Origin of the sequence: Aeromonas sp. s12 (genome assembly GCF_040907925.1) — a bacterium.
Classification (GTDB): domain Bacteria; phylum Pseudomonadota; class Gammaproteobacteria; order Enterobacterales; family Aeromonadaceae; genus Aeromonas; species Aeromonas veronii.
In genome coordinates, this window is the sequence record NZ_JBFOCT010000020.1 from 1 (window position 1) to 6,756 (window position 6,756).

The 6,756-nt window shown below is 50.4% G+C and carries 5 protein-coding genes and 1 pseudogene; 4 read left to right on the plus strand and 2 right to left on the minus strand.

Annotation, left to right across the window (positions count from 1 at the left end; translation table 11 throughout):
* Positions 1-31 precede the first annotated feature (31 nt).
* Positions 32-979 (minus strand): IS30-like element ISAs2 family transposase, encoded by a 948-nt coding sequence (locus AB5Y67_RS09525; protein ID WP_019706001.1) that lies wholly within the window; start codon positions 977-979, stop codon positions 32-34.
* Between the two features lie 163 nt (positions 980-1,142).
* Here AB5Y67_RS09525 and AB5Y67_RS09530 point away from each other — a divergent pair, with 163 nt between their 5' ends.
* The 4 genes from AB5Y67_RS09530 to AB5Y67_RS09545 all read left to right on the plus strand — a co-directional run bounded on the left by AB5Y67_RS09530 (position 1,143) and on the right by AB5Y67_RS09545 (position 6,149).
* Positions 1,143-2,162: a tyrosine-type recombinase/integrase gene (locus AB5Y67_RS09530; RefSeq protein ID WP_368207692.1), complete on the plus strand. Its 1,020-nt coding sequence runs from the start codon at positions 1,143-1,145 to the stop codon at positions 2,160-2,162.
* A complete protein-coding gene (locus AB5Y67_RS09535) occupies positions 2,149-3,711 on the plus strand; it encodes a site-specific integrase (RefSeq protein ID WP_042889248.1) in 1,563 nt (520 codons plus the stop codon). The genes AB5Y67_RS09530 and AB5Y67_RS09535 overlap by 14 nt, the downstream gene beginning before the upstream one ends.
* The gene (locus tag AB5Y67_RS09540; RefSeq protein ID WP_010635907.1) at positions 3,704-5,737 is read left to right on the plus strand and encodes an integrase; all 2,034 of its coding nucleotides are present in this window, start codon (positions 3,704-3,706) and stop codon (positions 5,735-5,737) included. Before AB5Y67_RS09535 ends, AB5Y67_RS09540 begins: the two co-directional genes overlap by 8 nt.
* A gap of 151 nt (positions 5,738-5,888) precedes the next feature.
* Positions 5,889-6,149: a hypothetical protein gene (locus AB5Y67_RS09545; protein ID WP_081250417.1), complete on the plus strand. Its 261-nt coding sequence runs from the start codon at positions 5,889-5,891 to the stop codon at positions 6,147-6,149.
* Between the two features lie 57 nt (positions 6,150-6,206).
* On the opposite strand, the pseudogene AB5Y67_RS09550 reads toward AB5Y67_RS09545, so the two are convergent.
* Positions 6,207-6,756, minus strand: a pseudogene (locus tag AB5Y67_RS09550) (IS630-like element ISAhy2 family transposase); the annotation flags it as partial.

Consider the following 6,756-nt stretch of genomic DNA (forward strand, 5'->3'; position numbering starts at 1 on the left):
CGCGAATTCAACTTCGAAGTGCGACACTCGCCTATGCCGCCTGACGGTACTCTTCGAATACCTTGACAGGCTGCCTGAATCCGAGACATTTCCGAGGTCGTAGGTTGAGCCACTGCTCCGCTCTCCTGACATCCTCGTCCGTGACCTCTCTCAGGTCTGTTCCCTTTGGGATAAACTGCCTCAACAGCCCATTGCTGTTCTCGTTCAGACCGCGCTCCCACGAAGAGTAAGGGTGCGCAAAGTAAGTCTCGGCACCCAGCGCTTCCTCTATCGCCTTGTGTTCGGCAAACTCGCCGCCGTTGTCAAAGGTGATGGTATGCACCTGCTCGATGTAGGGAGTTAACATCTCGATTATCGCATCCCGCACCACCCCAGCCTGTTTGCTCGCGACCCGCTTGACCAGATAGAGCCGGCTCTTGCGCTCCACCAGGGTGACCAGTGCACCTGTGCCTTGCTTGCCCAGCACCGTGTCCGCCTCCCAATCACCGAGCCGCTCCCGGCTATCGACGATAGCCGGCCGTTCATCAATAGAGCGGGCTTCCTTGATGGGAGAACGCAGGCTGCTCGCCCCCTTGCGGTAGCGCTTGTGGCCCTGGCGCAGATGGCGGTACAACTGGCCACCCCGGGCTTTGTCGGCGGCCACATGGCGGTATATCCACTCGTGACTCACCATGAGGCCTATCTGCTTGCCCACCGCGCTTATCTGCTCCGGGCTCCACCACCAGGCGAGTGTCAGCTCGACAAACTGGATGACATCGGCAGATAGCCGAGATTTGGCCGCACTGGCCCGTCGGTGGGTGGCGTGCTGATGCGCATTGTCTGGCTGGTAGCCCTGCGGCCCGGCGTTACGACGCAGCTCCCGGTAGAGGGTGGAGCGATGAACGCCAATGGCGCGTGCGGTGGCAAGGATGGACATCCCCTGTGCGCGAAGCACCGATAACTGGTATCGTTGCCCCTCGGTCAACTGCTGATAGCTCATGGTGATACTGCTTTTACTTTGGCGAGCAGAAGGGTACCACCAATCAGCAGTTGGCCACCTCTCGCCATTCATCCATGAGTGTCGCACTTATTATCTGAATTCCCGCCTAGTCTTGTTGTTACGCTTTGTAGATCGTCGAGGCATTAACCTTGAGCAGCGGTTTTTGAACAAAGACTTCTTTAAGCCACATGAGCTGGACGATCTGCGCGATTTTGCTCAGTGCAAGCAAGGAAAGAAGCCATTGATGGTGCCCTCTAAACCTTGGTTGGAAGATGCAACGATCAATACCGTTGATAACGGGACACAGCATTCTCGGCTGACAACCTTTGCCAACTACTTACGCTGGTATGCGATGCATATCTTAAAGACGCCAGAATTGGAAGTTGTTGAACAGATCAATGCCATGGCGGAGCAGACAAAGATGCGGCGACCGTCTAAAAAGGGCAGAAACAGTGATTTGCAAGACAGGTCATTGAGTGATGTTCAATTGGATGCACTATTTGAACTCATCCAGCCTGGATCAGAGTCAAACCCTTTCTCAATAGATGTCCAGCGTCGCAATCGACTGATGATCTTGCTTCTGTTTTATCTTGGTATTCGAGGTGGTGAATTGTTAAACATCAGAATACAGGATATCGATTTTAGCACGAACAGGATCCGTGTCGTGAGGCGAGCAGATGAACGAGCGGATTCGAGAACCAATGAGCCTAATGCTAAAACTAGAGAGCGGCTATTACCGTTGGCTGAATCCTTAGTTCAAGAACTGCATCGTTATATCACCCAAGATCGTCGTAATGTCCGAAATGCGAAGAAAAATGACTACCTGTTCGTGACTTACAAGCGTGGGCCAACTGTGGGAAACCCTATCTCCAAGGGGGGGTATCACAAAATATTTACCGTGGTCAGGGCCGTTTCGCCGCAATTGTATGCAGCAACAGGGCACTCGCTCCGTCACACATGGAATCGCAAGTTTTCAGAGCGAATGGATGCCATGGATGAGCAAGTCAGCGAGGAACGCCAAGAGCAAGTCCGCTCGTACTTAATGGGTTGGAGGGCGGGCTCAGGAACCGCAGCGACTTACAACAAGCGTTTCATTCAGCAAAAAGGGTTTGAGGCCGCTTTGGCATTACAAAAAGCTAACGGTACTCGCTTGCCTGAGGACTTGAAGAATGATGACGAATAGCATCTTACCAGCATTAGATCCCGAGCGAATCTCGGCAAGGGCGAACGGATACTATTTTATGCTGCATGATCAAAAATGGCGGCTAGATAAAAACACCTCTATTCCGGTTGGAGTGCTACATGGACTTCTGGAACCAGAGTCTCTGAAGGGGGCTCTTTATACACTGTCATTTTATGCAAGGAACATGTCTGCTGCTCACGTACATAGTAGTTTCTGGTGTTTCTTAGCAATGATTCGTGCAACTAAAGCTACTCGTATTGACGATGTCATGTTGATTGGATACAGGTCTTCTTTGGATGCGGCTCATGAATATCGGTTAGGTGTTGTTCGCACCTTCCTGCGACAGTGGCACAAGCTGGGTTATTCCGGTGTTAGCAAGAACGTGGTGTGTTTACTTGATGGATGGAGGCTAAAAGGGGTGCGTAAGGGGGATGCGGTTAAGCGATTGGATCCTCTAGAGGGGCCGTTGACGGATAATGAACTTCAAGCGTTCAACGAGGCGGTTGTACGAGCTTATGAAAAGAGCTTAATTACCATTGCTCAGTTGGCTATGGCTCTTAGCGTCAGTCATACGGGGCGTCGCTCAATCCAGATCTCGCAGCTGCGCGTGGTTGATATTCTCTGCGGAGAAAATGAAAAGGGTGAACCCTTCTATGTATTGAATGTGCCGCGAGCCAAGCAACGTAATAGCTTTTTTCGCGAACGCTTCAAGCCCTATGCGATGACTCTCGAACTATGGGCAGTCCTGAGTGCTCAGGCAAAGAATGCTGTTGCTCTGGTTGAGAATCGTCTCGGGATTGAATTGCAGGAAGCTGACCGGCAGCAGATCCCTCTGTTTCCTGATCTTGATGTGCTAGCGACCATCCAATCCCCTTATGAATTCCGTCAACTGATTGCCACTGACAAACTCCATATCGCCGCTTCAGTGATAACTAAAACATTCCACTTAATCGTAGAAGAATCAGATATCCGGTCAGAACGTACTGGTGATCTATTGAATATCAATGCTCGCCGTTTTCGTTATACCACGGGCACACGGGCTGCCCGTGAGGGTTTTGGCGAGTTGGTAATAGCGGAACTGCTTGACCATTCCGATACTCAAAACGCAGGTGTTTACGTCAAAAATATCCCCGAGCATGTGAAAAAGCTGGATGAGGCGATTGGGCTTCAATTGGCGCCATACGCTCAGGCATTTGTCGGGGTACTTGTCGATTCAGAGAGGGATGCTCAGCGAGGGAACGATCCTACCAGCCGTATTCGGACCGAGATGGGTCAGGGTGTTGGTACTTGTGGCGAACATGGCTTTTGTGGCGCGAATGTCCCGATTCCTTGCTACACTTGCATGCATTTTCAGCCATGGCTGGATGGCCCACATAAAGATGTCTATCAGGGCTTGCTTAATGAGCGTGAACGGGTGAAAGAGATAACTGGCGACATCCAGATTGCTGCTGTGCTTGATCGTAGCATCATCGCGGTGGCAGACGTGATCATGCGTTGTGCTTCTCGTCGTGAAGAGCTTAGCCAACAGGGATTAATTACCAATGGCTGAGACTTTCCAGTTCAAGCCAAAGGCTACGCTGACAGCAACAGATAATCTTGAAGCATTCATAGCCAAGTGCCGACATCAACTGACCGTATTTGGTTCTGACCTCAAGTGGGAAGATCCTGTTTGGCCAAACATAACTGTGTTTTCCAAGTTGGGCATCACTACTCGCAAACCTAAACCTCAAGAGGTACAAGACCCAGCGTTCATTGATTTCGCCAAAGCCTATTTCCGTTACCAGCAGGGGCATCGTCTCACGGGGACAAAGAATGAAAGTAAGGCGCTCCGAGCGGTTGAGGCTGCATTGCTTCAAGTAACTGGGAGCGCAAATATTGAGGGCCTGTCGATTTCCGTGCTTGATGAAGCCGCTGAATTAGCAAGGCAGCACTACTCAGATGGCTCAGCATATCAATGCGGTCGAGAGATTGAGCGGCTGGCTAAGTTTGTAGTCGAACACCAGCTTGTATCAAGTGCAGTGCACAATTGGGTCAATCCAATTAAGCGTGCTGACGACAAGAATAAAACAGGTAGAGAGGCGAAGAAAAATAGGGAAAAGAAACTTCCAAGTGATATTGCCCTCAATGCGTTGGCAGAAATTTTTGCCAACGACCCAATTCATGAGCGAGACATATTCACAACATCGGTATTTGCCATGCTGATGTCAGCACCGTCACGCATTTCGGAGGTGTTAGCACTGCCTGCGGATTGCGAGGTATTTGAAACGGATCGTGAAGGGATAGAACGCTACGGCTGGCGTTTTTTTGCGGGGAAAGGCTATGAAGGCGACATCAAATGGATTCCAACCGTGATGGTCGGCGTCGCTAAAACCGCCGTCGCCAGAGCTAAAATGCTATCTGAAAATGCCCGACAACTGGCCAAGGGGATAGAGAAACACCCGGATAAATTTTACCGCCATGCTAACTGCCCTGATGTCGCTGATGATGAGCTGTTGACTATGGAGCAGGCCTGTATGGCACTCGGCCTTGTCTGTGAATCCAGAAAGCAATGCCATACCTCTCTTTATAGTCGAGGGTTAGCCCCAAAAAATGGTGTGCATACGCTAAATAGCCTGTGGCAACACACTATGGCGCGTTTGCCAGAAGGCTTCCCGTGGTTTGATAAAGAGAGGGGGATTAGGTACAGCGACGCCTTGTTTGCACTGAATGCAAATCAGTTCCACGGATATCGGGGATGCCTTCCGGTTGAATTACATAAGCCAACCAATAACTTCTTCAACCATGATCTGGCTCCTCGTGAGGCTCTGGATGGAAAACATGCCAGTATCTTTGATCGCCATGGTTACCGTACTGAAAACGGAGAACGGGTCAAATTGACCTCGCATCAGGCTCGACACCTGCTCAACACCATTGCCCAGCGTGGTGGACTGTCAAACCTGGAAATTGCCAAGTGGTCAGGGCGGGCTGATGTGAAACAAAATCGAACCTACAACCACATGACCGAATACGAACTGGTTGGCATGGCCGAACGCCTAGACCCCACAAAAGCGCTATTTGGGCCTGTTGGCGAGGTGGCAAAGCATCTGCCCGTGACTATGCAGGAGTTCAATACATTAGAGCATGCCGCAGTCCATGTGACGGAGTATGGCTACTGTGTGCATGATTACACCATGAGTCCCTGCGAGAAGTTCCGAGATTGCGTCAATTGTACTGAGCAAGTTTGTATCAAAGGCGATGATACAGAAAAGTTGGATCGAATTAAGAAACGTCTGGAGAAGTCGGAGCGACTGTTTTTTCTCGCTGATGCGGCAGTTGAAAGCGGCGAGATGGGTGCTGATCGCTGGTATCAGTACCACAAGAAAACCGTCACCCGGCTTCGGGAGCTAGTAGCTATTTTAGAGAATCCAGACATTGAAAATGGTGCCCAGATTAAGCTCCGTGGCAATGATTTCAGCCAGCTTCGCCGTGTTGCTGAAAAAAAGTCTATTGAGGCCATTGAGAAAAAAGGCAAAGAAAGCGAAGAAGCTGTGATGTTAGATGATTTGAAAACCTTGTTAGGGGGAGGCCTTGGCTAAGCATCTAGACAATAGAGACATTCATGCCATCGTGAATCTAATTCGAGGATGGCAGGAACCAAAACTCTCCTGGTCGGCAATCTGTGAGGCGGCAGAGCCATTGGTCGGAAAGTTGCCGTCAAGACAGTCCCTTAATGCGCATGAGGCAATAGTGACTGCCTATCAAACAAAGAAAGAGGCGCTTAAAGGCCGTGGCCCCAAAAATCCGCGTCCAGCTAGTTTGAACATCGCAGCTGCAAGGATTGTGAATCTTGAAAGTGAAATCGAGGAGCTTAAAGAGGAGAACCGGAGATACAAACAGCAGTTTGTGATCTGGCAATACAATGCATACAAGCATGGGATGAAAGAACATCAACTCAATGCACCGTTGACAACTATTGACCGTGAGCGTTCTGACGGTGAGAGGCGATAACATAGTATGGTGACGGGGCGGCGATGAATAGCAACTAAATAACTGATCCCAATAGTGCTACACCTTCGCTGTGCCATAGCCATTCCCCGGGAAAGGAGACACGGTATCCATGAAGTGTTTCACTCGGGCCAGCAGGTTTGCCATCCCTCTGCATTGATGATTGCGCGTGATGGTTTCATGTAACTTGTGCCACAGCCGTTCGATGTGATTAACCCAAGGACTGTAAACTGGCTGGAATACCAGGCAGAACTTGGGATTCTTCTTCAACCATCGCTCGGTCTGTTTGCTTTTGTGAATGATGTAGTTATCGAGGATCAACGTGATGGTTTTGGCTCGTCGGTAGTGGTGGCGCAGCTTTTCCAGCATGGCAATAAACAGCGATGAGTTTTTCTTGATCCCGCTGACGTAAAGTACCCTTCCGTTGCCTGCGTGGAGAACGCCTGCCAGATAATGCTTGGCATTCTGCCCCGGTGTGACAACCCGCTTTTGCTGCGCTCTGAACATCCAGTCGGCTCCTAATTTGGGATTGAGGTCTATATCGACTTCATCCTCATAAAACACCGGATTATCGGCATCACAGCGGGCCAGCGCGGCGTCGATATTCGCC